Source organism: Mycobacterium scrofulaceum (genome assembly GCF_002086735.1).
GTDB classification, from domain to species: domain Bacteria; phylum Actinomycetota; class Actinomycetes; order Mycobacteriales; family Mycobacteriaceae; genus Mycobacterium; species Mycobacterium scrofulaceum.
Genome location: NZ_MVIJ01000001.1, coordinates 80892 through 105758, shown reverse-complemented (window position 1 = coordinate 105758; position 24867 = coordinate 80892). Strand labels below are relative to the sequence as shown.

The window sequence follows — 24867 nt, the reverse complement described above, 5'->3', positions numbered from 1 at the left end:
ATGCACGGTTCCGGCGTCGTCGACCCGGGCGCGGAGCGGGTCGACGCGCGCCTGGTGCCGGCCGCGTTCACCTGCTGGGTGGTGACCGCCGCCGGGATCTGGTGGCCGATCGGCCGAGACGTGGCGTTGGGCTGTGCCGCGCTGACGGCGGCCTCGGGCGTGCTGGCGTGGCGCGCGTGGCGGCGCGGCGAGCCAGCACGGCTGCGGGGCCTCGGCGCCGGCCTGGTCGCGGTCGGCGTCACCGGAGCGGGGTTCGGGTTCGCGGTCGCGCTGCGCGCCGAAGCGGTGGACCGCCACCCGGTCACCGCGGCGTTCGGAACGGCCACACCGGTGACCGTCACCCCGACCGAGAGCCCGGTGTCGTTGGGGCGCGGCCGCCTCATGTTCCGCGCCACGCTGCAACGCCTGCACGACGCCGAAATGTCGGGCCGCGTGGTCGTTTTCGCGCGCGCGTCGGATTTCGAGTCGGAGCCGGACGGGCTGATGGTGGGCCGGCCGGTGCGCTTCACCGCGCGGATCGGGCGGCCGACCCACCGCGACCTCACCATCGCGGTGCTCAACGCGTCGGGCCGCCCGGACGTCGGCACCGCCGGCGCCGTGCAGCGGGCGGCCCACGCGGTGCGCGGCCGGTTCGCCGCCGCGGTGCGCGGTGCGCTGCCCGCCGAGCAGGCGGCGATGCTGCGCGCCCTGGTACTGGGCGACACCTCGGCGGTCACGGTCGAGACGGACCGCGACTTTCGCGCGGCGGGCATGACCCACCTGATGGCGGTGTCGGGTGCCAACGTGACCATCGTCTGTGCCGCCGTGCTGTTCTCGGCGCGGTGGATCGGCCCGCGGGCGGCCGTCGCCCTCGCCGGGCTGACGCTGGTCGCCTTCGTCGTCGTCGTGCAACCGACGGCGAGCGTGTTGCGTGCGGCCGTCATGGGCGCCATCGGGCTGGCGGGGATGCTCTCGTCGCGGCGGCGGCAGGCGATCCCGGCGCTCTGCGGCACCGTGCTGGTCCTGCTCGCGGTCGCCCCGCAGCTGGCCGTCGACGTGGGCTTCGCGTTGTCGGCGGTCGCGACGGCCGCGTTGGTCCTCGTCGCGCCGGCCTGGTCGCGCCGCCTGGTGGGGCGGGGCTGCCCCAAGCCGCTGGCCGACGCGCTGGCGATCGCCGCAGCGGCGCACGCGGTGACCGCCCCGCTGGTGGCCGGCATCTCGGGGCGCGTCAGCCTGGTGGCGGTGGCCGCCAACCTCGCCGCGGCACCGGTGATCGCGCCGATCACCGTGCTGGGGAGCGCGGCGGCCGTGTCGAGCCTGGCATGGCCGTCCGGCGCGCAGCTGTTGATCCGCTTCACCGGCCCGGAGGTGTGGTGGGTCTTGCGGGTGGCGCGATGGTCGGCGGGGGTGCCCGCCGCGACGGTGCCCGTCCCCTCCGGGGCGCCCGGGGTGCTGCTGGTCGCCGGGCTGACAGCGCTGATCGTCGTGACGGTCGAGCGCCTGCGCGGCCGGCGCTGGTTCGGCGCCGCGGCCGGCCTGGGCGCGCTGACGGCGGTCCTGTGCGCGCTGGCGTGGTGGCTGTCGACGCTGCTGGATCCCGCGGCGGCGTAGTCGGTGCGTCGTGACACCATCGTGGGGTGAGCGAGGTTTCGCCGTTGCACCTGGTCCTGGGAGACGAGGAGCTGCTGGTCGAGCGGGCGGTGGCCGACGTGTTGCGGTCGGCGCGCCAGCGGGCCGGCGCCCACAACGAGGCCGACGTCCCGGTCAGCCGGATGCGGGCCGGTGACGTCAGTACCTACGAGCTCGCCGAGCTGCTGAGCCCGTCGCTGTTCGGCGACGAGCGCATCGTCGTGCTGGAGGCCGCCGGCGAAGCCGGCAAGGAGGCCGCCGCGGTCATCGCGTCGGCCGCGGCCGACCTGCCGCTGGGCACGATGCTAGTGGTGGTGCATTCGGGCGGCGGTCGGGCCAAGGCCCTGGCGACCGAGCTGCAGTCACTGGGCGCCGTCGTGCATCCGTGCGCGCGGATCACCAAGGCCGGCGAGCGGGTCGACTTCGTCCGCAAGGAGTTCCGGGCGCTGCGGGTCAAGGTCGACGAGGACACCGTGACGGCCATGCTGGACGCGGTCGGCTCCGACGTGCGGGAGCTGGCGGCCGCGTGTTCGCAGCTGGTGGCCGACACCGGCGGGGTGGTGGATGCCGCCGCGGTCCGGCGCTACCACAGCGGCAAAGCCGAGGTGAAGGGGTTCGACATCGCGGACAAGGCGGTGGCCGGCGACGTCGCGGGAGCGGCGGAGGCGCTGCGGTGGGCGATGATGCGTGGCGAGCCGCTGGTGGTGTTGGCCGACGCGCTTGCCGAGGCGGTGCACACGATCGGCCGGGTCGGCCCGCTCTCAGGCGATCCCTATCGGTTGGCGTCGCAGTTGGGGATGCCGCCCTGGCGGGTGCAGAAGGCGCAGAAGCAGGCGCGCTACTGGTCGCGCGACAGTGTGGCGGCCGCGATGAAGGTGGTGGCCGCGCTCAACGCCAACGTCAAGGGCGCGGTCGCGGATGCCGACTACGCACTGGAATCGGCGGTCAGGCAGGTGGCCGAGCTGGCCGCCCACCGGAACCGATGAGCGGGCGGGCGGGCCTCAGAGCTTGTTGAGCGCGCGGGCCAGGGCCGACTTCTTGTTGGCCGCCTGGTTCTTGTGGATCACGCCCTTGCTGGCCGCCTTGTCCAGCTTGCGGGTGGTCGACGCGAGCAGCTCCGTGGCCTTCTCTTTGTCGCCGGCGTGGGTCGCCTCGCGGAACGCGCGGACGGCGGTGCGCAGCGAAGACTTCACCGACTTGTTGCGCAGGCGGGCGCGCTCGTTGGTGCGATTGCGCTTCTGCTGCGACTTGATGTTGGCCACGCTTAGTTTCCTTCTCCGCTTCGACGTTGGTTTTCCGGCGCCGGATATCACCACAGCGACTGCCCAGGTTATCAGTCGGTTACGTTTTCTCCCAAAACGGGAACCCGTGGCCTGCCATAACGCCAATGTGAGGCAGCATCTGAAAAGTGAGTCTTCCCAGCCAGCTCGAGGACACGGGACGAGCGTTACGCGCCGCGCGCGCCGAGCGCATCTTCGGCGGGTACAACACCTCGACGGATCTTTACTCGGCGGCCTTTGACGAGATGTTCGACGCCCAGGGCGCCGTTCGGGGACCCTACAAGGGCATCTACGCCGAGCTCGCGCCGTCGGACGCCTCCGATCTCCGGGCCCGCGCCGAGGCGCTGGGCCGCGCGTTCATCGACCAGGGCATCACCTTCTCGCTGTCGGGGCAGGAGCGGCCGTTCCCGCTGGACCTGGTTCCCCGGGTGATCTCGGCCGCCGAGTGGAGCCGGCTGGAGCGCGGCATCGTCCAACGCGTCAAGGCCCTGGAGATGTATCTCGACGACATCTACGGCGACCAGGAGATCCTGAACGACGACATCATCCCGCGCCGCCTGGTCACCTCCTGCGAGCATTTCCACCGGCAGGCGATGGGCATCGTCCCGCCCAACGGCGTCCGCATCCACGTGGCGGGTATCGACCTGATCCGCGACGAGAAGGGCAACTTCCGGGTCCTCGAGGACAATCTGCGTTCGCCGTCGGGCGTCTCCTATGTCATGGAGAACCGGCGGACCATGGCACGGGTCTTCCCCAACCTGTTCGCCACCCACCGGGTGCGCGCGGTCGACGCCTACGCGTCGCACCTGCTGCGCGCCCTGCGCAACTCGGCGGCCACCAACGAGGCCGATCCGACGGTGGTGGTGCTGACCCCGGGGGTGTACAACTCGGCGTACTTCGAGCACTCGCTGCTGGCCCGCCAGATGGGCGTCGAGCTGGTCGAGGGGCGCGACCTGTTCTGCCGGGACAACCAGGTGTACATGCGCACCACCGAAGGGGAGGTGCAGGTCGACGTCATCTACCGGCGGATCGACGACGCCTTCCTGGACCCGCTGCAGTTCCGCGCGGACTCGGTGCTGGGCGTGGCCGGCCTGGTCAACGCCGCGCGCGCCGGGAACGTCGTCATCTCCAGCGCCATCGGCAACGGTGTGGGCGACGACAAGTTGGTCTACACCTACGTGCCGACCATGATCGAGTACTACCTGGGCGAGAAGCCGCTGCTGGCCAACGTCGAGACCTACCGGTGCTGGCTGGACGACGAACGCGAAGAGGTGCTCGACCGCATCGACGAGTTGGTCCTCAAGCCGGTCGAGGGCTCGGGCGGGTACGGCATCGTGTTCGGGCCGGAGGCGTCCGACAAAGAGTTGGCCACCGTCGCCAAGAAGGTTCGCGACGATCCGCGCAGCTGGATCGCCCAGCCGATGATGGAACTGTCCACCGTGCCCACGCAGATCGGGAACACGCTGGCGCCCCGGTACGTCGACCTGCGGCCCTTCGCGGTCAACGACGGCGACGACGTGTGGGTGCTGCCCGGCGGGCTCACCCGGGTGGCCCTGGTCGAAGGTTCTCGGGTGGTCAACTCGAGCCAGGGCGGTGGCTCCAAGGACACCTGGGTGCTGGCGTCGTCGCGAACCTCGGCCGGCGAGCACGAGCTGGGCGCCGCCGAAGTCGTGCGCTCGCTGCCGGAGTCCATGCCCGACCCGGCGTCGGACGGCGCGCCGCGGCGGACGCAAACGCAGTCCCAGACCCGCGAATCACCGCAGGAACAGCAGCTCCTGCAACAACAGCGGCGGGGGAAGCGCTGATGCTGGCCCGCAACGCCGAGGCGCTGTTCTGGATCGGTCGCTATGTCGAGCGCGCCGACGACACCGCGCGCATCCTCGATGTGGTCCTGCACCAGCTGCTCGAGGATTCCAGTGTCGACCCGGACCAGGCGTCCCGGCTGCTGCTGCGGGTGCTGGGGATCGACCCCCCGACGCACGACCTGGACGTGTGGTCGTTGACCGATCTGGTGGCCTTCAGCACCAACGCCTCGGGCGGCTCGTCGATCGTCGACGCCGTCACGGCGGCGCGGGAGAACGCCAAGTCGGCGCGGGAGGTGACGTCGAGCGAGATCTGGGAGTGCCTCAACACCACCTACCACGCGCTGGGTGAACGCGAGCGCGCCGCCAAACGCCTCGGGCCGCATGAGTTCCTGTCCTACATCGAGGGCCGGGCGGCGATGTTCGCGGGGTTGGCCGACTCGACGCTGTCCCGCGACGACGGGTACCGCTTCATGGTGCTGGGCCGGGCTATCGAGCGGGTCGACATGACGGTGCGGCTGTTGCTCTCGCGGGTGGGAGACAGCGCGTCGTCGCCGGCGTGGGTGACGCTGCTGCGCTCGGCGGGCGCGCACGACACCTATCTGCGCACCTATCGCGGCGTGCTCGACGCCGGCCGGGTGGTCGAGTTCATGCTGCTCGACCGGCTGTTCCCCCGCTCGGTGTTCTATTCGCTGCGGCTGGCCGAGCACAACCTCGACGAACTGCTGCACAGTCGGCAGAGCCGGATCGGTGCCACCGGCGAGGCGCAGCGGTTGCTGGGGCAGGCCCGCAGCGAACTGGAATTCGTGCAACCCGGCGTCCTGCTGGAGTCCTTGGAGATCCGGCTGGCGGGCTTGCAGCGCACCTGCCGCGAAGTCGGAGAAGCGTTGTCGGTGCAGTACTTTCACGTCACGCCATGGGTGGCGTGGTCGGACGCCGGTGATATCGCCCGGTTGGTCGCCAGGCAAGGGGAGAACTGATGTGGCGGCTGCGGGTGGTGCACACCACCGGGTACGCCTACCAGTCGGCGGTGACCGCCTCCTACAACGAGGCGCGGCTGACCCCCCGGTCCAACAGCAGGCAGAACGTCATCCTCAACCGGGTCGAGACGATTCCGGCGACCCGGTCCTATCGCTACGTCGACTACTGGGGCACCGCGGTCACGGCGTTCGACCTGCACGCGCCGCACACCGACCTCACGGTGACGTCGTCCTCGGTGGTCGAAACCGAGCGGCCGGAACCGCCGGTGACCGACGTCGGCTGGGGCGACCTGCGGTCGGAGGTGGTGATCGATCGATTCGACGAATTGCTTCGCCCCACCCGGCACACCCCGGCGAGCAAAAAGATTGCCTCCGTGGCGAAGAAGATCGCCAAGGCGCATCGGCCGGCCGAGGCCGTCGCCGCCGCGGCCCGCTGGGTGCGCGAGGAGCTGGACTATCTCCCGGGAACCACCAGCGTGCACTCGTCGGGGCTGGACGCGCTGAACGCGGGCAAGGGTGTCTGCCAGGACTTCGTGCACCTGTCCCTGATGTTGTTGCGGGCCATGGGAATTCCGGCGCACTACGTGTCGGGTTACCTGCACCCCAAGCACAACGCCGTCGTCGGGGACACCGTGGACGGGCGCAGCCACGCCTGGATTCAGGCATGGACGGGCGGCTGGTGGAGCTATGACCCCACCAACGAAACCGAGATCTCCGAGCAGTACGTCAGCGTCGGCGCCGGCCGCGACTACACCGACGTGCCTCCCCTGAAGGGCATCTACTCCGGTCAGGGGGCGACCGACCTCGACGTCGTGGTGGAGGTCACCCGGCTGGCGTAGCCGCCTGGCCCGGCGACGGTCAGCCGCCGCTGCGCGGGCCCCGTGGCCCGGGCGCTGGAATGACCCCTACGGCGCGTCGATCTCGACGCGATGCAGGTCGTCGCCCAGTTCGATCCGCCCGCCGAACTGCGATGCCGCCAGGGCCCGCCACTGTTCTTCCTGGCCGGCCACCAGCGCCGGCACGTAGTGCGTCATGACGAGGGTGCCGACCCCGGCGCGGGCGGCGGTCGCGGCCGCCTCTTCGACCGACGAGTGGTAGTCGCAGATGTCTTGGAGCCGTTGTTGCGGGATGTTGCCGACGATGTCCTTGCGGATCACGGTGTGCACCAACGCGCCGGCGCCGGCGGCCAACCGGTCGAGGCCGGGGCAGGGCACCGTGTCGCCGGCGAGCACGACCGACGCCGTCCCGTAGTCGATACGGAACCCGACGGTCGGCGCCACCGGCCGGTGATCCGTCGGCGCCACCCGGATCGACACGCCGTCGCGGTCCCACACCGCCCCCTCGGTGCACTCGTGGACCTCGACCGCCGGTGGGGCGTTCAGGTCGGCATGATGGGCGATCCGGTACTCGATGTCGTGGCGGAACGCCTTCAGCGTCGCCTCGACCGTCTCGGCGATCCCGGGCGGTCCGATGATGGGCAGCGGCGCGGGGTCCGGGGCGAAGGTGCTGATCCAGCGCGTGATGAGGAGGTCGCCCAGGTCTCCGATGTGGTCGCTGTGCAGGTGCGTGATCAGCAGCGCCGTCAATCCGGCGGCGCCCACGCCCACGGCCGCCGCGCGCTGCAGCACGCCCCGGCCGCAGTCCACCAGGAACACCTGCCCGCCGGCGCGCACCAGAGTCGACGGCCCGGCGCGGTTGGGGTCGGGGATCGGGCTCCCGGTCCCGAGCAGCGTGATCTCGATCATGGCCCCTATCTTGCAAGCCGCCGCCCTCCCCGGTGGCCCAATCGGCCGATCCGGCGCGCCGGGCGCCACGCGCCGGTTTCGAACGGTGACGTCAGGGTATGGACACGGATCGGCTACCGGTTCTCGTCGCGGCTTTTGCGCCGCGCGAGTTAGCCGTAGCCTGGTGTGAAGCGGATCACAACCGGCTGGAGGCCTTGATGCGGATTGCGGACGTCTTGCGGAACAAGGGCGCGGCGGTGGTGACCATCAATCCCGAGGCGACGGTCAAAGAGCTGCTCGCCGGCCTCGCCGAACAGAACATCGGGGCCATGGTGGTGGTCGGCGACGAGGGCGTCGTCGGCATCGTCTCCGAACGCGACGTGGTGCGCCAACTGCACACGCATGGCGCCAGCGTGCTGTCTCGTCCGATCTCCAAGATCATGACCACCACCGTCGCCACCTGCACCAAGGCCGACACGGTCGATTCGCTGAGCGTGCTGATGACCAAGAACCGGGTGCGCCACGTCCCGGTGCTCGACGGCAAGAAGCTGATCGGCATCGTCAGCATCGGCGACGTGGTGAAGACCCGCATGGAAGAGCTCGAGGCCGAGCAACAACAGCTGCAGTCCTACATCACGCAGGGCTGACCCGCCGCTTCGCCGAGCGTGCATTCAGCGCGCAGATCTCGCCGCCGTCTCGCCGTGCTCACACGCTCGACGGGTCAGCTCCAGGAGTAATCCGCGCGCAACCGCTCGGCCACCAGGTCGAAGATCTCCCGGTCCAGGATCGCGCCCTCGCGGCGAATGCTCTCTTCGGGCACGTCGAGGACCCGGTCCAGCCGCACCCAGCTCGGCCTGCCCTCGTAATCCCAAGCCCCGGAGCCGATCCCGATCCAGTCGCGGTCCTCGGCGTGGCGCTCCTGGCTGGACACCATCAACCCCAGCAGCACCCGGCGGTCGCGACCGACCACCAGCACGGGGCGGTCCTTGCCGCGGGTCGGGTCGTCCTCGTAAACCACCCAGGTCCAGACGATCTCGCCCGGATCGGCCCGGCCGTCGAGGTCCGGGGCGTAGACCAGCTTGCGCGCCCGGTGCGCGGTGGGGAAGCTCGCGCTGGTCACCGGGCGGCCCGCGGCGACCGCGGGCGGTTGCGGCGCGGCCGCGGCGATCACGTTCGCGGTGATCTTCACCGCCTGCTGCAGTTCCCGCAGCACGGTCTGCGAGTTCTGCACGTGCCGGGCCAGCCGCGGGGCCCGGTCGAAGACCAGGTTCTCGGCAAACCGCTGGAACGTCTTCCACTGGGATTTGCGGGCCGACGCCATATTCGCAGCATAGACGCGCCCCACGTGGGTGCGATTGTGTCCAAGTAGGTCTTGACCGCCCCGCCTGGATACCCTGGACATGCCGCACGTGCCGCCAGACCAGGAGATTCCCATCAGCAGTTTCGCCGACAAGACCTTCACCGCGCCGGCGCAGATCAGGAACTTCTGCATCATCGCCCACATCGATCACGGCAAGTCCACGCTGGCGGACCGGATGCTTCAGCTCACCGGCGTCGTCGATGAGCGGATGATGCGCGCCCAGTACCTCGATCGGATGGACATCGAGCGCGAGCGCGGGATCACCATCAAGGCGCAAAACGTCCGGCTGCCCTGGAAGGTCGGCGACGAGGAGTTCGTCCTGCACCTGATCGACACCCCGGGCCACGTCGACTTCACCTACGAGGTGTCGCGGGCGCTGGAGGCGTGCGAGGGTGCGGTGCTGCTGGTCGACGCGGCGCAGGGCATCGAGGCGCAGACCCTGGCCAACCTGTACCTGGCCCTGGATCGCGACCTGACGATCATCCCGGTGCTCAACAAGATCGACCTGCCCGCGGCCGACCCGGACCGCTACGCGGGCGAGCTCGCGCACATCATCGGCTGCGAGCCCGGCGACGTGCTGCGGGTGTCCGGCAAGACCGGCGAGGGCGTGGCCCACCTGCTCGACGAGGTGGTCCGGCTGGTGCCGCATCCCCAGGGCGACGCCGACGCGCCCACCCGCGCGATGATCTTCGACTCCGTCTACGACATCTACCGCGGGGTGGTCACCTACGTCCGGGTGATGGACGGCAAGATCGTCCCGCGCGAACGCATCCTGATGATGTCCACCGGCGCCACCCACGAGCTGCTCGAGGTGGGCATCGTCTCCCCGGAACCCAAGGCCAGCGACGGCCTGGGGGTGGGCGAGGTGGGCTACCTGATCACCGGGGTGAAGGACGTCCGCCAGTCCAAGGTCGGTGACACGGTCACGACGGCCCGGCGCGGTGCCACCGAGGCGCTGACGGGCTACCGCGAGCCCAAGCCGATGGTCTACTCCGGTCTGTATCCGGTGGACGGCTCCGACTACCCGGACTTGCGCGACGCCCTGGACAAGCTGCAGCTCAACGACGCGGCCCTGACCTACGAGCCGGAGACGTCGGTGGCGCTGGGCTTCGGGTTCCGGTGCGGTTTCCTGGGCCTGCTGCACATGGAGATCACCCGCGAACGCCTGGAGCGCGAGTTCGGCCTGGACCTGATCTCGACGTCGCCCAACGTCGTCTACCGGGTGATCAAGGAGGACGACACCGAGATCGTCGTCACCAACCCGTCCGACTGGCCGGAGGGCAAGGTGCGCACCGTCTACGAGCCGGTTGTCAAGACCACCATCATCGCGCCCAGCGAATACATCGGAACCATCATGGAGCTGTGCCAGTCCCGCCGCGGCGAGCTGGGCGGCATGGACTATCTGTCACCCGAACGGGTGGAACTGCGCTACACGATGCCGCTCGGTGAGATCATCTTCGACTTCTTCGACTCGCTGAAGTCGCGCACCCGCGGCTACGCCAGCCTCGACTACGAGGAGGCGGGCGAGCAGGAGGCCCAGCTGGTCAAGGTCGACATCCTGCTGCAGGGCGAGGCGGTAGACGCGTTCAGCGCGATCGTGCACAAGGATTCGGCGTTCGCCTACGGCAACAAGATGACCACCAAGCTCAAGGAGCTGATTCCGCGCCAGCAGTTCGAGGTGCCGGTGCAGGCCGCCATCGGATCGAAAATCATCGCCCGCGAGAACATCCGGGCGATCCGCAAGGACGTGCTCTCCAAGTGCTACGGCGGGGACATCACCCGCAAGCGCAAGCTGCTGGAAAAGCAGAAGGAAGGCAAGAAGCGGATGAAGACAATCGGGCGGGTGGACGTGCCGCAGGAGGCGTTCGTGGCGGCGCTGTCCACGGACGCCGCCGGGGACAAATCAAATTCGTCAGGCAAGAAGTAGCCGTGATGCTGACGCGCGCCGTTGCCCTGGCCGGCATCGGCATGCTCGGCACCGGCTGCGTCACGACGGTCGCCGGGACGCCCACGCGCGCGGGCCGGCTCGGCGGATCCGTGCTGCCGCTCGAGCAAGTCCTGCCGGACGACACGGAGGTCAGCGCGGCCGTCGGAAACCGGCTGCCGCCGCACGCCCCCGCTCTGGTGGGTGGTATCGACGTGCTGCCCAACGGGATTCGCGACAGCGGCGGCGCCGCGCCGATCGAATGCCTCGGTGTCGTCGCACCGGCGATGCGTGTCGTCTACGAACCCGGCCACGTGCGTGCCGCCGCGACGCTGGACTACTGGAATTACGACTCCGGCGTGGCGGTGTCCAGCGCAACCGCGACGGCGATCAGGCTGGCGTCGACGGCCGACGCGCAACGGCTCTTCGCGTCGTTCGTCAGGCAATGGCAGCACTGCGAGGGCACCACGGTCACCATGTACACCCACGACTCGTCCGGCACCGAGTTGTACTCGAAGCCGACCGACACCCGGATCGACGGGCCGGTCCTGTCGGCGACCGTCATCGCCTGGGACAACCATCACGCTCCGCCGGCCCCGGACGAGCGGGCCGTCGGCGTTCGGGGCGACGTGATCGCCGAGGCCAAAGTCGCCGACGGCCCGCGAGTGCAGGCCGGAACCAGGGCGATCGATCTCGTCGACGTCATGTTGCGGAAGGTGTCGAGTAGCAGTTGATGTCAACCGGCCGAACCGTCCTCGCCTGCCTGGCCGCCGTGGCCCTGGCCGCCGGCTGCACCGTCGACGGCACCGCGCGGCCCGCGCCCGGTCTCAAACCCCGCCCGGTCACGGGGCAGGCCGTCAAGAAGGTGCTCCTCGACGACGGCGAGCTGGCGAAGCTGCTCGGACAGTCCTTCGGTAGCAAAACCGAGCTTCCGGCACGGTTCGGCGGTCCCGAGGTGTTGCCGCCCGCCTTCGGGGCGGTCACACCCGCCAACTGCGCCGGCGTCACCTCGATGATGGTGAAGACCGCCTATCAATCCGGCGACGTCAAGAACGCGGCGCGGGAGACGTGGTGGAACACCCACGGGCCGGCGAAAGTGATCAGCGTGGCCGAGGGGGTGGTCGCCCTGTCCAGCACGGCCGGGGCCGCCGCGCTGTTCCGGGACTTTGCCCAGCAATGGCGCGAGTGCGACGGCACAACCGTGATCATCGGCCGCCCCAGCATCATCACGGACCGCCCCGCGATCGTCTTCTTGGACACCATTTCCGACGTGCGCGTCACGGATTCCGTTGTCGCGGCCACCATTTCGATTGACACACAGTTGCCCGGATTGCCGTCCAGCGGACCCCGGCCCGAAGCTCGGGCGATCGGCGTCCGGGGAAACTGCCTCGTGGAAGTCGAGGTGGCGTTCTTCAATTCGACGCGGCCGTCGGACGAGGGGTCCGGTGATGTGCACCGAAGCGCCGTCGACCTCGCGCACGCGATGATGGACAAGGTCAGCGCACTGAGCTGAGCGGCTCCGGCCCCGGGCGCAAGCTGGGGTTTCGCTGGGGTCGGCCTGTGCTTGACCTGTGCTTTCGGTGCGGCTTGCCGCCGTTTCCGCACCCGCGAACGTAGTATCTCGGGCAGGAAGTTGAGCCAAGCGAGAAGTGTCCGTGAACAGATGAAAAGCCGTTGGTTACTCGTAGCCCTGCTCGGGGTGGCGATGTTGGTCGCCGGCTGCTCGGTGACGGTCGGAGGTGTGGCGCGGCGCGCGCCGGGATCGACGCCGGGATCGGTGGGCGGGCAGGCCATTCAGCGGGTGCTGCTGGGCCGGAGTGCGCTGTCGCGAATCGTCAAGCAGCCGCTGACCGTTGATCCGCAATCGCCACCGCTCTTTGGCGGCCCCGAGAGTCTGCGGGGTGACACGTCGGCCTGGCCCGCCGACTGCATGGGCGTCGCCGTGATGCTGCAGGACGGCGCTTACCGCACCAGCAACGTCAGGGGCGTCGCGCTGGAGACGTGGCGGCCCGAGGCCAAGTCCGCGCCGGTGACCCGGGTAAAAGAGGGCGTGGTCAGCCTGGAGAAGGCTGCCGACGCCAACGCCCTCTTCGACAAGATCTCTCAAGAGTGGCGATCCTGCGAGGGCAAGGTCTTGAACCCGTCGGGCGGGTCGTTCGGGCTCGAGGTGAAAATCAGCGACGTACAGGTCGCGAGTTCGGTTTTGGCGGCGACCGTTTCGATGGGATTCAACCTCGCCAGTCCACTCTCTGAGTCCATCCCGTCCGGGCGGGCCCTCGGCGTCCGGGACAACTGCCTTATCGAGGTCGAGGTTGACTTCGTCAACACCTTCGGCCCGCTGTCCCAAGGAGCAGGCGACGTCAACAGCAGCGCGCTGGACATTGCGCAGGTCATGCGGGACAAGGTGACGGCGCTGAGCTAGGACGCGCTTCGAGCGCAGTCGGGACGGCCTACATCGGCGCGTTGGCCGGCTGGAACATCCCGGAGCCGTCGGCCTCCTCCTCGGCGCGGATCACGTGCACCACCGCGTTGATCAGCGCCAGGTGGGTGAACGCCTGGGGGAAGTTGCCCAAATGCCGGCCGGTCCGCGGCTCGATCTCCTCGGCGTAGAGGTGCAGCGGGCTCGCGTAGGACAGCAGCCGCTCGCACAACCGCTTGGCGCGCCCCACCTCGCCGATCTCCACCAGCGCCGAAACCAGCCAGAACGAGCAGATGGTGAACGTGCCTTCCTCGCCGGACAGCCCGTCGTCGGTCTCCTCCACGCGGTAGCGCAGCACCAGGCCTTCTGAGGTGAGTTCGTCGGCGATGGCCAGCACGGTGTTGCGCACCCGCGGGTCGTCCGGCGGCAGGAAGCGGGTCAGCACCACCAGCAGCAGTGAGGCGTCCAGCGCGTCGCTGCCATAGCGCTGGGTGAACACGCCGCGCGAATCCACCCCGTGTTGCAGGATGTCGTCCTTGATCTCCTCGGCGATGCCCCGCCACTGCTGGGCGTAGCTCTTCTCGCCCTGCCGCTCGGCCAGCTTCGCGCCGCGGTCGAGCGCCACCCAGCACATCACCTTCGACGAGGTGAAGTGCTGCGGCTCGCCGCGGACCTCCCAGATGCCCCGGTCGGGCTCGCGCCAATGCTTGATCGCCTCTTCGACCTGCTTCTTGAGCACCGGCCACAGGCTCTCCGGGATCTGCTCGCGGGATTTGCAGTGCAGGTAGAACGAGTCGAGGATCGAGCCCCAGATGTCGTGCTGGACCTGGTCGTAGGCGCCGTTGCCGATGCGCACCGGCCGGGCGTGGTCGTAGCCGGACAGGTGATGCAGATCTTCCTCGACCAGGCTCCGTTCGCCGCCCACGCCGTACATCACCTGCAGCGGGTGGCGTTCGTTGCTGTTGGCGCCGGAGACGTCGGCGATGAACGCGAAGAAGTCGTCGGCCTCGCGGTCGAGCCCGAGTGTGTACAGGCCCCACAACGCGAACGTCGAATCACGCACCCACGCGTAGCGGTAGTCCCAATTGCGTTCGCCCTGCGGCGTTTCCGGCAGCGAGGTGGTGGCGGCCGCCAGCAGCGCGCCGGTGGGTGAGTACGTCAGCCCCTTCAACGTGAGCGCGCTGCGCTGCAGGTAGGCCCGCCACGGGTGGTCGGGGAAGTTGCCGATGTTGATCCATTGCCGCCAGCATTCGGTGGTCTGCCACATCTTGTCGGCGGCCTCTTCGTAGGTCTGCGGCGCCGGGTGCTTGGTCCAGCTCAGGGCGACGAACACGTCGTCGCCCTCTTTCATCCGGGTGCGGGCGCGCGCTTCGCGGCCCTCCAGCCCGATCCGCAGGTTGGTGGTGAGCCGCAGGGTCGGGTGGGCGTCGGGCTGCTTGGTCGCGCGCGCGATCGCCTCGCCGTACGCGTTGGCCGAGTACTCCCACGTGGCGCCGACGCGGTGGTAGTCGAAGGCGGGCTCGCAGCTCATCATCAGCTCGACCGTGCCGCTGACGCAGCGCACCGTGCGCAGCAGGATGTGCTCGGCGTCCCAGTCCATCGGCGTGCGACGGTGCGTCCGCGACCGGCGCTCGATGTCGTGCCACGGCCCCATCACCAGCGCGTCGCGCACGATCAGCCACCCGGTGTGGGTTTGCCACGTGGTCTCCATGATCAGGCTGCCGGGCAGGTACCGGCGGGCCGACGGCACCGAGACGCCATAGGGGCCGAGCCGGAAGTGGCCGGCGCTGCGGTCCAGGATGGCGCCGAACACGCTGGGGGAGTCCGGCCGCGGCACGCACAGCCATTCGACGGACCCGGCCGGGGAGATGAGGCACGTCGTCTCCCAGTCCGACAGGAAGGCGTAATCGGCGATCGGCGGAAACGGGTTCCGCAACGCCCCGCTGGAGCCGAGCGGGGCCGGCGAATTCCAATCGATCGCCGAGTCCACGGTCGGTTCGGGAGCCGTTACCAACGCTTCCTCGGGTTCGCCATTGGCGGACTGATCGGCCGGTTCGGCGTGCAAGACCATCCCGACATCATCGACTGTTAACCCGCTCCCGTCCATTTTTTCGCCGACGTGGCGTCACTCTTTCCTCACCCGGGGCGCCTGGCGAACCGCGGGGCGCGCTCGGGGAGCGGGCCGATCGCGACGAGGTAACCGACCAGCCGCCGCAACGCGATGGAACGGCTCACCAGCCGCACGCCCCGCGGCGCCCGGTGCTCGGTGCCGCCGACCGCGGCGGCAATCACGTTGGCATGGATCAGCCGTTGCGCGCCCTGCAGCAGCACCGTGGGAAGCCAGCGGCGCGCTTGTACCCGGGCCAGCCGCCACGTGGGCGCCCGTCCCGCGCGTAGGGCGCCGGCCAGGATGCGCGCGGCGGCCACCGCGTCGGCCACCGCGAGGTTGATGCCGACCCCGCCGACCGGCGACATCGCGTGCGCGGAGTCGCCGATCAACAAGACGCCGTCGGCATACCAGCGGCGAAGCCGATTCAGTTGCACGTCAAGCAATTTCACATCGTCGAACGACGTCAGTTCCTGCACGCGGTCGCCGAGCCAGGGCACCATGCCGACCAGCGCCCGATGCAGCGCTTCGATGCCCTCGGACCGTAGCCGGGCGTCGGTTCCCTTCGGAATGATGTAGGCGATCTGGTAGTAGTCGCCCCGATCGATCGAGATCACCGCGTGTCCGGCCCGCAGCACGCCGGCCAGCCCCCGGGGGTCTCCGGGGTGGCGGGGCAACCGGAACCACCACACGTCCATGGGCGCGCCGAAGCTGTGCGGTTGCAGGCCCAGCGCCGACCGCACCGTGGACGAGCGGCCGTCGCAGGCCACGGTCAAATCGGCGCGCATGGTCTTGACCTCCCCGGTCTGGTCGCGGTAGGTCACCCCGACGACGCGGGCCCCGTCCCGGAGCACGCCGGTCACCTCGGTGCTGCGCATCAGCCGGAAGCCCGGCTCGGCCTCGGCGGCGGTGGCCACCAGCTCCAGGAAGTCCCATTGCGGCACCAGGGCGATGTGCTTGTGCGCGCCCGGAAGGCGGGTCAGGTCGAGCCCGACCGGCTCGTTCTGTATCTCCATGTGGACGGTGTCGATGAGGCGATGCGGGATCTGCGCGAACCGCGGACCCAGACCCAGTTCGTCGAGCAGCCGCAGGGTGCTCGCGTGCACGGTGTCGCCGCGAAAGTCACGCAGGAAGTCCGCGTGCTTTTCCATCACCGTGACGTCAACACCGGCGCGGGCCAGCAGCAGCCCCAGCACCATTCCCGCCGGGCCGCCGCCGGCGATCAGGCAGGCCGTCGCCGCTGGCGTGGGGGGCTGGGTGGGCATGCGCCGATCTTGGCACATTGGTTTTCCGCCGCACGGCCGAATAGGGTGAGCCCGTGACCGCGTTCCTGAGTTGGTGGGACGGCAACGAGCTGTGGCTTTCCGGGCTCGCTTTCGTTCTCCAGGCGATGGTGGTGATGCCGGTCGTGCTGTTGGTGGCCGCCGTCACGGCGGGGCTCCTCGACGGCCTGCTCGGCAAGAGCATCGCCCTGATGCGCCGCGCCCGCCACGCCGGTGAGGCGCCCGGGTAACGCGCATGCCTCGGTCACACGTGACGCTGATTCTGGTCTCGCTCGTGGTGCTGGTGATCGTCGCGTGGTGCCTGACGCACTGAGCGAGCGGGTCGCCGTCCCCTCGCTCGCTGGCGGGCCTGCCGATTCCTGTTAGGCTTCCGGCCATGCATGAGACATCCGGCGTCGTGGAGCGCCATGTCTTCGTGCACTGTTGTCGCTGACTGCCAAACCCGTGTGCGGTCTGGTATGGGGTTGTGTGAGGTCTCCCCTCGTTCAAGGCGCCTTTCCGCAGGAAAACGGGACCAAAAACCGTAAGTCCCCGCTCTGGAAGGCCCGAATGCCCAACGACATCACCGGCGCGCCGCGCTGGCGGCCGGTGGTCACGCTCGCGCTGATCGTCGCCGTCGTCGCAGGGTGCGGCGGCGGTGCCAGCGACGTTGTCGGCGGGGGCGGGCCCGCCAACGCGCACACCAGCCTGACCCTGGTCGCCTACTCCGCCCCGGAACCCGGCTGGAGCAAGGTGATTCCCGCGTTCAACGCCGCCGACGAGGGCAAGGCCGTGCAGGTGGTCACCTCCTACGGCGCCTCCGGTGACCAGTCGCGCGGAGTCCTCGACGGCAAACCGGCCGACGTGGTCAACTTCTCGGTCGAACCGGACATCACCCGGCTGGTGAAGGCGGGCAAGGTTTCCAAAGAGTGGAACGCCGACGCCACCAAGGGCATCCCGTTCGGGTCGGTGGTCGCCCTGGTGGTGCGTAAGGGCAATCCCAAGAACATCAAGGACTGGGACGACCTCGTCCGCCCCGGCGTCGAGGTGATCACGCCCAGCCCGTTGAGTTCGGGCTCGGCCAAGTGGAATCTGCTCGCGCCGTACGCCGTTGAGAGCCGTGGCGGCCAGGACGGCCAGGCGGGAATCGATTTCGTCGGCAAGCTGGTGAGCGAACACGTCAAACTGCGCCCCGGGTCGGGCCGGGAAGCCACCGACGTGTTCGTCCAGGGCAGCGGGGACGTGTTGATCAGCTACGAGAACGAGGCGATCGCCACCGAGCGCGCGGGCAAACCGGTCGAACACGTCATCCCGCAACAGACCTTCAAGATCGAGAACCCGGTGGCGGTGGTGAGCACCAGCACGCACCTGGGCGCCGCGACCGCCTTCAAGAACTTCCAGTACACAGCCGCGGCGCAGAAGTTGTGGGCGCAGGCCGGTTTCCGTCCGGTCGATCCGGCCGTGGCGGCCGAATTCCGCGACCAGTATCCGGTACCGGCGAAACTGTGGACGGTCGCCGACCTGGGCGGCTGGAACGCGATCGACCCGCAGCTGTTCGACAAGAGCACCGGCAGCATCACCAAGATCTACATGCAGGCCACCGGATGACGGCGGCGACGACCGGGGGGCCGCGCCTGGCCGGGTCCGGATTCGACGACGCCGGCGGTGACGCGCCCCTCGGGGGCGGGCGGCGTGGCCGCGGGCCGGCCGGCGCGACGCTGCGCTTCGGGGTGGCCGTCGTCTGGCTGTCGGTGATCGTGTTGCTGCCGCTCGCCGCGATCGCCTGGCAGGCCGTCGGTGGCGGCTGGGAGGCGTTCTGGTCGGCGGTCACGTCGAACGCCGCGCTGGACTCGTTCCGGGTGACGCTGACAATTTCGGCCGCAGTGACCGTCGTCAATCTGGTGTTCGGCCTGCTGATCGCCTGGGTGCTGGTCCGCGACGACTTCGCCGGCAAGCGGCTGGTCGACGCGGTCATCGATCTTCCGTTCGCGCTGCCCACCATCGTCGCCAGCCTGGTGATGCTGGCCCTGTACGGCAACAACAGCCCGGTCGGTCTGCATCTGCAACACACCGCGTGGGGGGTGGCGGTGGCGTTGGCCTTCGTGACGCTGCCGTTCGTGGTGCGGGCGGTCCAGCCGGTGCTGCTGGAAATCGATCGCGAGACCGAGGAGGCGGCGGCCTCGCTGGGCGCCACCGCGCCGAAGATCTTCACGTCGGTCGTGCTGCCGTCGTTGACGCCGGCGCTGTTGTCCGGCGCGGGCCTGGCGTTCTCGCGCGCGATCGGCGAGTTCGGTTCGGTGGTGCTGATCGGCGGGGCGGTGCCGGGAAAGACCGAAGTGTCATCGCAGTGGATACGGACCTTGATCGAGAACGACGATCGCACCGGCGCCGCGGCGATCTCGATTGTGTTGCTGGTGATTTCGTTCCTGGTGCTGCTCGTGCTGCGCATCGTCGGCTCGCGCGCCGCCAAACGCGAGGAGATGGCCGCGTGACGTCGTCGGCCCGGGTGCGCTACCTGATCCGCTATGTCGCGCTGGCCTATGTCTTCGTGCTGGTCGTCGTCCCGGTCGCGCTGATCCTGTGGCGCACGTTCCGGCCCGGGTTCGGCCAGTTCTTCGACTGGGTCAGCACCCCCGCCGCGATCTCGGCGCTGGACCTGTCGCTTCTGGTGGTGGCCATCGTGGTGCCGCTGAACGTGCTGTTCGGCATCCCGACCGCACTGGTCCTGGCGCGCAACCGATTCCGTGGCAAAGGCGTCCTGCAGGCGATCATCGACCTGCCGTTCGCGGTGTCGCCGGTCATCGTGGGCGTCGCGCTGATCCTGCTGTGGGGATCGGCCGGCGCCTTCGGCTTCCTCGAGAAGGATCTTGGCTTCAAAATCATCTTCGGTCTGCCCGGCATCGTGCTCGCGAGCGTCTTCGTCACCCTGCCGTTCGTCGTGCGTGAGGTGGAACCGGTCCTGCACGAATTGGGCACCGATCAGGAGGAGGCGGCGGCGACGCTGGGTTCCGGTTGGTGGCAAACGTTTTGGCGGATCACGCTGCCGTCCATCCGGTGGGGGCTGACCTACGGCATCGTGCTGACCGTCGCCCGTACGCTCGGCGAATACGGCGCGGTGATCATGGTGTCGTCCAACCTGCCGGGAACATCGCAAACGCTGACGCTGCTTGTGTCGGATCGCTACAACCGGGGCGCCGAGTACGGGGCCTACGCGCTGTCGACGCTGCTGATGGCGGTCTCGGTGCTGGTGCTGATCTTCCAGGTGCTGCTCGACGTCCGCCGGACGCGAGCGGCCCGGGCCGACAAGGAGATGTGGGCATGACCGGCCCGGGGGCGGCCCGCACCGAACACGCGATCGTCGTGCGGGACGCGTGCAAGCGCTACGGCGATTTCGTGGCGCTGGACAACGTCAACTTCGTCGTGCCCGCCGGTTCCCTGACCGCGTTGTTGGGGCCCAGCGGTTCCGGCAAGTCGACCCTGTTGCGTGCCATCGCCGGCCTCGACCGGCCCGACAGCGGAACGGTCACGATCGACGGACTCGACGTGACCCGGGTGCCGCCGCAACGCCGCGGGATCGGCTTCGTGTTCCAGCATTATGCGGCGTTCAAGCATCTGACCGTCCGGGACAACGTGGCCTACGGGTTGAAGATCCGCAAGCGGCCCAAGGCGGAGGTCAAGGCCAAGGTCGACAACCTGCTGGAAGTGGTGGGGCTGAGCGGGTTTCAGAACCGCTATCCCAACCAGCTGTCCGGTGGCCAACGACAGCGGATGGCACTTGCGCGGGCCTTGGCGGTCGACCCCCAGGTGCTGTTGCTCGACGAGCCGTTCGGCGCGCTGGACGCCAAGGTGCGCGAGGACCTGCGGGCGTGGTTGCGCCGCCTGCACGACGAGGTGCACGTGACCACGGTGCTGGTCACCCACGACCAGTCCGAGGCGCTCGACGTCGCCGACCGGATCGCCGTGCTCAACCAGGGCCGCATCGAGCAGGTCGGAACCCCCACGGAGGTCTACGACGCCCCGGCGAACGCGTTCGTGATGTCCTTCCTGGGCGCGGTTTCCACGCTGAACGGCACGCTGGTGCGGCCGCACGACATCCGGGTCGGCCGCACCCCGGACATGGCGGTCGCCGCGGCCGACGGCACCGGGGAATCCACCGGCGTCCTGCGGGCGACCGTCGATCGCGTGGTGGTGCTGGGCTTCGAGGTGCGGGTGGAACTGACCAGCGCCGCCACCGGCGGCTCCTTCATCGCCCAGATCACCCGGGGCGACGCCGAGGCGCTGGCCCTGAACGAGGGCGACACCGTTTACGTGCGGGCGACTCGGGTGCCGCCGATCAGCGTCAACGCGTCGGCCAACGGTGGCGACGATCCCGGCGCCGGCCAGGATCAGACGACGCTGACGTCGGCCTGACCGGCGGGCGCCTCAGGAGGCGTGCAGCCCGCACTCGGTCTTCGACAACCCCTGCCAGCGCCCGCTGCGCGGGTCGGCGCCGGCGAGCGGCTTCGCCGTGCACGGAGCGCAGCCGATCGACGGATACCCGTCGTAGACAAGCGGATTGACCAACACCCCGTGCTCGTCGATGTAGTTCTGCATGTCCTCGTCGGTCCACGCCACCAGCGGGTTGATCTTCACCAGCTTGAAGCCCTCGTCGAAGGCGATCACCGGCGCGTTGGCGCGAGTCGCCGCCTCGCTGCGGCGTAATCCGGTCACCCAGGCGGAGTATCCGCTCAGTACCCGCCGCAGCGGCACCACCTTGCGCAACCGGCAGCACTCGCCCGGATCGCGGGTGAACAGGTTCTTCCCCAGCAACCGGTCCTGCTCGGCCACCGTCCGCTCGGGGGTGATGTCGAGCAGGTGGATGTCGTAGACCGACTCGACGGCGTCCCGGGTTCCGATGGTTTCGGCGAAGTGGTAGCCCGTGTCCAGGAAGACCACCGGCACGCCCGGCCGGACCCTGGCCGCCAGATCGATCAACACGGCCTCCTGCATGCTGGAGGTCAGCACGTAGTTGCAGGTCGCCCAGCCGCGGGGCCCGTTGACTCCGCCGAAGGTCTCATCGGTCCAACGCAACACCTCGGTGGCGCTGGCGCCCTCGAGCTCCGCGGCGCCACGCGCCGCGAGGTCCCGCAGTTCTGCTTCGGTCCGTTTCGTTGCCTGCCCACTCATCGAAGATCGTCCTCTTCCGCCCGAATCGCCCACTGCGCGAACCGTTCTCCCGCACTGCGGTGCTTGAGGAAGTTGCGCACCACCCGGTCGATGTAGTCGCCCAATTCGTCGCTGGTGACCTTGTGCTGGCGCAGCTTCCGCCCGAATCCGCTGTCCAGTCCGAGGCTGCCGCCCAGGTGCACCTGAAAGCCCTCGACGGAGCCGCCGTGACCGTCGTCGACCATTTGACCCTTGAAGCCGATGTCGGCCACCTGTATCCGGGCACACGAATTCGGGCAACCGTTGATGTTGACGGTGATCGGCACGTCGAGCGCCGCGTTGACGTCCTCGAGTCGGCGTTCCAGCTCGGGCACCAAAACCTGTGCCTTGCCCCGGGTTTCGGCGAACGACAGCTTGCAGTATTCGATCCCGGTGCAGGCCATCAGGTTTCGGCGCCACCGCGACGGTGTGGTTTGCAGTCCCAGCGCCTCCAGCCCGGCGAGCACATCGTCGAGCTTGTCGTCGGCGACGTCGAGGATGACCAGCTTCTGGTAGGGGGTGAACCGCACCCGGTCCGAGCCGGCGGCCTCCATCAGGTCGGCCACCGCCGAGAGGACGGTGCCCGAGACGCGTCCGGCGATCGGGGCCGCCCCGACGGCGTTGAGCCCGTTCTTGAGCCGCTGTACGCCGACGTGATCGATCGGATGCTTCAGCGGCTCGGGGGCCGGGCCGTCGATCAGGGGCCGCTTGAGGTACTCGGTTTCGAGGACTTCCCGGAACCTTTCGATGCCCCAGTCCTTGATCAAGAACTTCAACCGGGCCTTGGACCGCAGCCGCCGGTAGCCGTAATCGCGGAAAATCGACGTGACGGCCTCCCAGACCTCGGGCACCTCGTCCAGCGGCACCCAGGCGCCGACCCGCTGGGCCAGCATCGGGTTGGTGGACAGGCCGCCGCCGACCCACAGGTCCAGGCCGGGCCCGTGCTCGGGGTGGTGGACGCCGATGAAGGCGATGTCGTTGATCTCGTGCGCGACGTCCTGCAGACCCGAGATCGCGGTCTTGTATTTGCGGGGCAGGTCGGCGAACTCAGGCTTGCCGATGTAGCGGCGCACGATCTCGTCGATCGCCCAGGTCGGATCGAGCACCTCGTCGAGGGACTCGCCGGCCAGCGGCGAACCGAGGATGACGCGCGGGCAGTCGCCGCACGCCTCGGCGGTCTGCAGGCCCACGTCGGCGAGCCGCCGCCAGATCTCCGGGACGTTCTCGACCTCGATCCAGTGCATCTGCACGTTCTGGCGATCGGAGATGTCGGCGGTGTCGCGGCCGAAGTCGATCGAGATCTGGCCGACCGTACGCAGCGCGGCGGCCGACAGCGCGCCGCCGTCGCAGCGCACCCGCATCATGAAGTACTTGGCCTCCAGGAGATCGGCGTTCTCGTCGCCGGTGAAGGTGCCGTCGTAGCCCTGTTCGCGCTGGGTGTAGAGGCCCCACCAGCGGAAACGGCCACGCAGGTCGCTCTTGTCGATGCTGTCGAACCCGGCCTTGGCGTACACGTTCTCGATGCGTTCGCGCACGTCGAGCGGGGCGCCGGCGTGCTTCATCTCCTCGTTGGGGTTGAGCGGCTCCCGATCTCCCAGCGCCCACTGGCCCTCGTTGCGGGCCTTCTTGGGCGCCCCAGCGGGACGGGCTGTGGTCATCAAGAGGTCTCCTTTTCGACATCGCAGGCATAGAAGCACAGCTCACCGGTGGTATCGGCGGCGCAGATCCGATGCCAGCTGGACGTACAGGTGGGCGGGTCTACGACATCAAGGGAGACAGCAACAGCTGCAAACACGCTTGAGATCAATGTGCCGCCGCGCCACGAGCGCAATGCGCAGGCTGGGCGAAGCGACGGTCACGCCCCCATTGTGCCACGCCCACCGGGGGGTCACGCCACCAGGTGAAATATCCGTTCACGGTGAGCGGAATTCCACGGTCAAGCCGGCCACGCGGGTAAAGAAACCCAGGAATAGCGGCCGCGTGGCACGGTTCGGGCGGGCTCGGCGCCCGGTCGCGGGCGGCGCGCCGTGGGATGATTTGGCATGACACTTCGCGAGGAAGCGGTCGCGCTGCCCGAGTTGCGGCCCGTCCCCGGGCGGCCATTCGGGGTGTACGTCCACGTTCCCTTCTGCATAACCCGTTGCGGTTACTGCGATTTCAACACCTACACCCCGGCCGAGTTGGGGGGAGTGAATCCCGACGCCTGGCTGGCGGCGCTGCGGACCGAGCTGCAACTGGCCGCGGAGCGGCTCTCCGGGCCGACCGTGGACACCGTGTTCGTCGGGGGAGGGACGCCGTCCCTGCTGGGCGGCGCGCGCGTGGCGTCGTTGCTGGACATGGTGCGGGAGCATTTCGCGTTGGCGCCCGATGCCGAGATCACCACCGAGGCCAACCCCGAGTCGGCCTGGCCGGACTTCTTCGATGCCGCCCGCGCGGCCGGCTACACGCGGGTGTCGCTCGGCATGCAGTCGGTGTCGCCGACGGTGCTGGGGGTGCTGGACCGCATTCACACCCCGAACCGATCGGCGGCCGCGGCCCGCGAGGCGTTGGACGCGGGCTTCGAACACGTCAGCCTCGATCTCATCTATGGCACGCCGGGGGAGTCGGACGACGACCTGCTGCGTTCGGTCGACACGGCGGTCGAGACCGGCGTCGATCATGTGTCGGCGTACGCCCTGGTCGTCGAGGAGGGCACCGCACTCGCCCGCCGCGTTCGGCGGGGCGAGCTGGCGGCTCCCGACGACGACGTGCTCGCGCACCGCTACGAGCTGGTCGATGCCCGGCTGTCCGAGGCCGGGCTGACTTGGTACGAAGTGTCCAACTGGTCGCGGCCGGGCGGTGAATGCCGACACAATCTCGGCTACTGGGACGGTGGCCAGTGGTGGGGCGCCGGCCCGGGAGCGCACGGCCACGTCGGCGCCGTGCGGTGGTGGAACGTCAAGCACCCCAATGCCTATGCGGAGATGCTGGCCCGCGCCGCGCTCCCGGTGGGTGGCTTCGAGCTGCTGGACCCCGACGCCCTGCACACCGAGGACGTGCTGTTGAAAACCCGGCTGCGGCAAGGGCTTCCGCACGACGTGCTGGACCCGGCCGAACGGCGGCGCGCCGAGGGCGCGGTCGCCGACGGGTTGCTGGTGTCAGCCGACGACCGGTTCGTCCTCACGCCGCGCGGACGCCTGCTGGCCGACGCGGTGGTGCGCACCGTCCTGGGATAGTG

24 protein-coding genes are annotated in these 24867 nt (G+C 69.3%); 16 read left to right on the top strand and 8 right to left on the bottom strand.

The features are described from left to right. On the top strand, nt 1-1590 hold the full coding sequence (locus tag BST44_RS00425; RefSeq protein WP_083174293.1) for a ComEC/Rec2 family competence protein: 1590 nt from the start codon (nt 1-3) through the stop codon (nt 1588-1590). A gap of 26 nt (nt 1591-1616) precedes the next feature. Continuing rightward, nucleotides 1617-2594, top strand: a complete 978-nt coding sequence (gene holA / locus BST44_RS00420) for a DNA polymerase III subunit delta (RefSeq protein ID WP_083174291.1) — start codon at nt 1617-1619, stop codon at nt 2592-2594. Between the two features lie 15 nt (nt 2595-2609). On the opposite strand, the gene rpsT is transcribed toward holA, so the two are convergent. Next, nucleotides 2610-2870, bottom strand: coding sequence for a 30S ribosomal protein S20 (gene rpsT / locus BST44_RS00415; RefSeq protein WP_083174290.1), 261 nt, complete (start codon nt 2868-2870; stop codon nt 2610-2612). 146 nt (nt 2871-3016) lie between these two features. Here rpsT and BST44_RS00410 point away from each other — a divergent pair, with 146 nt between their 5' ends. The 3 genes from BST44_RS00410 to BST44_RS00400 are packed head-to-tail and all read left to right on the top strand — an operon-like array spanning nt 3017 to nt 6509. After that, nucleotides 3017-4693 carry a circularly permuted type 2 ATP-grasp protein gene (locus BST44_RS00410; RefSeq protein ID WP_083174288.1) on the top strand — a complete coding sequence of 559 codons (1677 nt, stop codon included), beginning with the start codon at nt 3017-3019 and terminating at the stop codon, nt 4691-4693. After that, on the top strand, nt 4693-5670 hold the full coding sequence (locus tag BST44_RS00405; RefSeq protein WP_083174287.1) for an alpha-E domain-containing protein: 978 nt from the start codon (nt 4693-4695) through the stop codon (nt 5668-5670). Before BST44_RS00410 ends, BST44_RS00405 begins: the two co-directional genes overlap by 1 nt. Then, nucleotides 5670-6509, top strand: a complete 840-nt coding sequence (locus tag BST44_RS00400) for a transglutaminase family protein (RefSeq protein WP_083174286.1) — start codon at nt 5670-5672, stop codon at nt 6507-6509. The genes BST44_RS00405 and BST44_RS00400 overlap by 1 nt, the downstream gene beginning before the upstream one ends. A gap of 66 nt (nt 6510-6575) precedes the next feature. Here the strand turns inward: BST44_RS00400 and BST44_RS00395 are convergent, their stop codons facing one another. Then, entirely contained in the window at nt 6576-7415 is an 840-nt protein-coding gene (locus tag BST44_RS00395; protein WP_083174284.1) for a ribonuclease Z, read from the bottom strand. 197 nt (nt 7416-7612) lie between these two features. On the opposite strand from BST44_RS00395, the gene BST44_RS00390 reads away from it, so the two are divergent. Beyond that, the gene (locus tag BST44_RS00390; RefSeq protein ID WP_040622910.1) at nt 7613-8041 is read left to right on the top strand and encodes a CBS domain-containing protein; all 429 of its coding nucleotides are present in this window, start codon (nt 7613-7615) and stop codon (nt 8039-8041) included. A 74-nt stretch (nt 8042-8115) separates the two neighbouring features. Here BST44_RS00390 and BST44_RS00385 read toward each other — a convergent pair whose 3' ends face one another. Then, the gene (locus tag BST44_RS00385) at nt 8116-8715 is read right to left on the bottom strand and encodes a type II toxin-antitoxin system PemK/MazF family toxin (RefSeq protein WP_083174283.1); all 600 of its coding nucleotides are present in this window, start codon (nt 8713-8715) and stop codon (nt 8116-8118) included. Between the two features lie 79 nt (nt 8716-8794). Between BST44_RS00385 and lepA the strand changes: the two genes are divergently transcribed. The 4 genes from lepA (at nt 8795) to BST44_RS00365 (ending at nt 13100) form a co-directional block, all read left to right on the top strand. After that, entirely contained in the window at nt 8795-10681 is a 1887-nt protein-coding gene (lepA, locus tag BST44_RS00380) for a translation elongation factor 4 (RefSeq protein ID WP_083174281.1), read from the top strand. Nucleotides 10682-10686: 5 nt separating this feature from the next. Next, entirely contained in the window at nt 10687-11412 is a 726-nt protein-coding gene (locus BST44_RS00375; protein ID WP_083174718.1) for a sensor domain-containing protein, read from the top strand. Next, a complete protein-coding gene (locus tag BST44_RS00370) occupies nt 11412-12191 on the top strand; it encodes a sensor domain-containing protein (protein ID WP_083174280.1) in 780 nt (259 codons plus the stop codon). Before BST44_RS00375 ends, BST44_RS00370 begins: the two co-directional genes overlap by 1 nt. A 150-nt stretch (nt 12192-12341) precedes the next feature. Next, nucleotides 12342-13100, top strand: a complete 759-nt coding sequence (locus BST44_RS00365; protein WP_083174278.1) for a sensor domain-containing protein — start codon at nt 12342-12344, stop codon at nt 13098-13100. Between the two features lie 28 nt (nt 13101-13128). Here the strand turns inward: BST44_RS00365 and BST44_RS00360 are convergent, their stop codons facing one another. Further along, nucleotides 13129-15168 carry a glycoside hydrolase family 15 protein gene (locus BST44_RS00360; protein WP_083174277.1) on the bottom strand — a complete coding sequence of 680 codons (2040 nt, stop codon included), beginning with the start codon at nt 15166-15168 and terminating at the stop codon, nt 13129-13131. Between the two features lie 65 nt (nt 15169-15233). Further along, nucleotides 15234-16469: an FAD-dependent oxidoreductase gene (locus BST44_RS00355; RefSeq protein WP_083174275.1), complete on the bottom strand. Its 1236-nt coding sequence runs from the start codon at nt 16467-16469 to the stop codon at nt 15234-15236. A gap of 53 nt (nt 16470-16522) precedes the next feature. Here BST44_RS00355 and BST44_RS00350 point away from each other — a divergent pair, with 53 nt between their 5' ends. The 5 genes from BST44_RS00350 to BST44_RS00330 all read left to right on the top strand — a co-directional run bounded on the left by BST44_RS00350 (nt 16523) and on the right by BST44_RS00330 (nt 20876). Then, complete coding sequence (locus tag BST44_RS00350) at nt 16523-16717, top strand: hypothetical protein (RefSeq protein ID WP_083174274.1); 195 nt, start codon at nt 16523-16525, stop codon at nt 16715-16717. A 319-nt stretch (nt 16718-17036) separates the two neighbouring features. Beyond that, nucleotides 17037-18074: a sulfate ABC transporter substrate-binding protein gene (locus BST44_RS00345; RefSeq protein WP_083174272.1), complete on the top strand. Its 1038-nt coding sequence runs from the start codon at nt 17037-17039 to the stop codon at nt 18072-18074. Next, nucleotides 18071-18958, top strand: a complete 888-nt coding sequence (cysT, locus tag BST44_RS00340; protein WP_208619701.1) for a sulfate ABC transporter permease subunit CysT — start codon at nt 18071-18073, stop codon at nt 18956-18958. The genes BST44_RS00345 and cysT overlap by 4 nt, the downstream gene beginning before the upstream one ends. After that, nucleotides 18955-19788, top strand: a complete 834-nt coding sequence (gene cysW / locus BST44_RS00335) for a sulfate ABC transporter permease subunit CysW (protein WP_083174271.1) — start codon at nt 18955-18957, stop codon at nt 19786-19788. The genes cysT and cysW overlap by 4 nt, the downstream gene beginning before the upstream one ends. Then, the gene (locus tag BST44_RS00330) at nt 19785-20876 is read left to right on the top strand and encodes a sulfate/molybdate ABC transporter ATP-binding protein (protein ID WP_083174269.1); all 1092 of its coding nucleotides are present in this window, start codon (nt 19785-19787) and stop codon (nt 20874-20876) included. The genes cysW and BST44_RS00330 overlap by 4 nt, the downstream gene beginning before the upstream one ends. A gap of 12 nt (nt 20877-20888) precedes the next feature. On the opposite strand, the gene BST44_RS00325 is transcribed toward BST44_RS00330, so the two are convergent. The 3 genes from BST44_RS00325 to BST44_RS31505 all read right to left on the bottom strand — a co-directional run bounded on the left by BST44_RS00325 (nt 20889) and on the right by BST44_RS31505 (nt 23473). Beyond that, nucleotides 20889-21632: a phosphoadenylyl-sulfate reductase gene (locus BST44_RS00325; protein WP_083174267.1), complete on the bottom strand. Its 744-nt coding sequence runs from the start codon at nt 21630-21632 to the stop codon at nt 20889-20891. Then, entirely contained in the window at nt 21629-23308 is a 1680-nt protein-coding gene (locus tag BST44_RS00320; RefSeq protein WP_083174266.1) for a nitrite/sulfite reductase, read from the bottom strand. The genes BST44_RS00325 and BST44_RS00320 overlap by 4 nt, the downstream gene beginning before the upstream one ends. A gap of 108 nt (nt 23309-23416) precedes the next feature. Next, the gene (locus BST44_RS31505; protein ID WP_368072687.1) at nt 23417-23473 is read right to left on the bottom strand and encodes an Ms4527A family Cys-rich leader peptide; all 57 of its coding nucleotides are present in this window, start codon (nt 23471-23473) and stop codon (nt 23417-23419) included. Nucleotides 23474-23692: 219 nt separating this feature from the next. On the opposite strand from BST44_RS31505, the gene hemW reads away from it, so the two are divergent. Beyond that, entirely contained in the window at nt 23693-24865 is a 1173-nt protein-coding gene (hemW, locus tag BST44_RS00310) for a radical SAM family heme chaperone HemW (RefSeq protein ID WP_083174263.1), read from the top strand. Nucleotides 24866-24867 lie beyond the last annotated feature (2 nt).

Coding starts and splice junctions, on each gene's coding strand:
- BST44_RS00320 (WP_083174266.1), bottom strand. CDS start 23,308: ATGACCACAGCCCGTCCCGCTGGGGCGCCCAAGAAGGCCCGCAACGAG.
- BST44_RS00325 (WP_083174267.1), bottom strand. CDS start 21,632: ATGAGTGGGCAGGCAACGAAACGGACCGAAGCAGAACTGCGGGACCTC.
- BST44_RS00345 (WP_083174272.1), top strand. CDS start 17,037: ATGCCCAACGACATCACCGGCGCGCCGCGCTGGCGGCCGGTGGTCACG.
- BST44_RS00400 (WP_083174286.1), top strand. CDS start 5,670: ATGTGGCGGCTGCGGGTGGTGCACACCACCGGGTACGCCTACCAGTCG.
- BST44_RS00330 (WP_083174269.1), top strand. CDS start 19,785: ATGACCGGCCCGGGGGCGGCCCGCACCGAACACGCGATCGTCGTGCGG.
- BST44_RS00405 (WP_083174287.1), top strand. CDS start 4,693: ATGCTGGCCCGCAACGCCGAGGCGCTGTTCTGGATCGGTCGCTATGTC.
- BST44_RS00375 (WP_083174718.1), top strand. CDS start 10,687: ATGCTGACGCGCGCCGTTGCCCTGGCCGGCATCGGCATGCTCGGCACC.
- BST44_RS00360 (WP_083174277.1), bottom strand. CDS start 15,168: ATGGTCTTGCACGCCGAACCGGCCGATCAGTCCGCCAATGGCGAACCC.
- BST44_RS00355 (WP_083174275.1), bottom strand. CDS start 16,469: ATGCCCACCCAGCCCCCCACGCCAGCGGCGACGGCCTGCCTGATCGCC.
- hemW (WP_083174263.1), top strand. CDS start 23,693: ATGACACTTCGCGAGGAAGCGGTCGCGCTGCCCGAGTTGCGGCCCGTC.
- BST44_RS00370 (WP_083174280.1), top strand. CDS start 11,412: ATGTCAACCGGCCGAACCGTCCTCGCCTGCCTGGCCGCCGTGGCCCTG.
- BST44_RS00425 (WP_083174293.1), top strand. CDS start 1: ATGCACGGTTCCGGCGTCGTCGACCCGGGCGCGGAGCGGGTCGACGCG.
- BST44_RS00390 (WP_040622910.1), top strand. CDS start 7,613: ATGCGGATTGCGGACGTCTTGCGGAACAAGGGCGCGGCGGTGGTGACC.
- BST44_RS00395 (WP_083174284.1), bottom strand. CDS start 7,415: ATGATCGAGATCACGCTGCTCGGGACCGGGAGCCCGATCCCCGACCCC.
- lepA (WP_083174281.1), top strand. CDS start 8,795: ATGCCGCACGTGCCGCCAGACCAGGAGATTCCCATCAGCAGTTTCGCC.
- BST44_RS00365 (WP_083174278.1), top strand. CDS start 12,342: ATGAAAAGCCGTTGGTTACTCGTAGCCCTGCTCGGGGTGGCGATGTTG.
- BST44_RS00385 (WP_083174283.1), bottom strand. CDS start 8,715: ATGGCGTCGGCCCGCAAATCCCAGTGGAAGACGTTCCAGCGGTTTGCC.
- cysT (WP_208619701.1), top strand. CDS start 18,071: ATGACGGCGGCGACGACCGGGGGGCCGCGCCTGGCCGGGTCCGGATTC.